General features: G+C 79.4%; 2 protein-coding genes. Both read left to right on the forward strand.

Annotation, left to right across the window (positions count from 1 at the left end; translation table 11 throughout):
• The coding region (gene rfaE2 / locus DZF91_RS23380; RefSeq protein WP_117359505.1) for a D-glycero-beta-D-manno-heptose 1-phosphate adenylyltransferase at positions 1-577 on the forward strand (577 nt) is incomplete at its 5' end.
• Positions 574-1,115, forward strand: a 542-nt coding sequence (locus DZF91_RS23385) for a glycosyltransferase family 9 protein (protein WP_147341310.1), incomplete at its 3' end; no start/stop codon positions are given. The genes rfaE2 and DZF91_RS23385, both read left to right, overlap by 4 nt.

Raw genomic sequence — 1,115 nt, forward strand, 5'->3', positions numbered from 1 at the left:
CACCGGCGGGGCGCTCACCGAGGCCGTGGCCCGGGGCGTCCGCACGGCCTCGGAGTACGTCGCGGCCGGGGGCGCCACCGCGCTGTCGGACCGGCTCCGCGAGACCGGGTCGCCGCGCGTCCCGGTGGGCCGCGAGGACGACGCGTTCGAGGTGGCCGAGCGGGTCCGGCGGGGCGGCGGGACGGTGGTCGCGACCGGCGGCTGCTTCGACCTGCTGCACGCCGGGCACGTCTGCCTCCTCCAGCAGGCCCGGCGGCTCGGCGACTGCCTGGTGGTGTGCGTGAACTCCGACGCCTCGGTGCGCCGGGCCAAGGGCCCGGGCCGTCCGGTGACGCCCGCCGAGGACCGCGCCCGCGTGCTGCGGGCGCTCAGCGACGTGGACGCGACCGTGGTGTTCGACGAGGACACCCCCGCCCGGCTGCTGGAGGAGCTGCGCCCGGACGTGTGGGTCAAGGGCGCGGACTACGAGGGGCGGGAGCTGCCGGAGGCGGACATCATCCGGGCCCGCGGCGGCGCCGTGGTGCTGCTGCCGCTGCTGGAGGGCCGCTCCACCACGCGCCTGCTGGAGGCGCGGTGAGCACCGCCGCGACCGGACCGGCCCCGCCCCGGACGGCGCTGGTGCTGCGCGCGCTCGGACTCGGCGACCTGCTGACCGGGATCCCCGCGCTGCGGGCGCTGCGCCGGGGCCTGCCGGAGCACCGGATCGTGCTCGCCGCGCCCCGCGCGCTCGAGCCGCTGGTGCGGCTGTCGGGCGCCGTCGACGTCATGACGCACCTGCCCGGACTCGTCCCGCCGACGGTCGACGGGCCGGTCGATGTGGCCGTGGACCTGCACGGACGCGGACCGGCCAGCCACGACCCGCTGCGCCGCACCCGGCCGCGCGAGCTGATGGCGTTCGACGTGGCGGGCGGCCCCCGCTGGGACCCCGACGAGCACGAGGTGCCGCGCTGGTGCCGCCTGGTGTCCTGGTACGGCTTCCCGGCCGACCCGGCCGACCTCGACCTGCCCGTCCCGCCGCGCCCGTCGCCCGCCCCGGACGCGGTCGTGGTGCATCCCGGCGCGGCGTTCGCCGCGCGGCGCTGGCCGCCCGAGCGGTTCGCCGAGGTCGCCGCCGC

Origin of the sequence: Actinomadura logoneensis (assembly GCF_003428695.1) — a bacterium.
GTDB lineage: Bacteria > Actinomycetota > Actinomycetes > Streptosporangiales > Streptosporangiaceae > Spirillospora > Spirillospora logoneensis.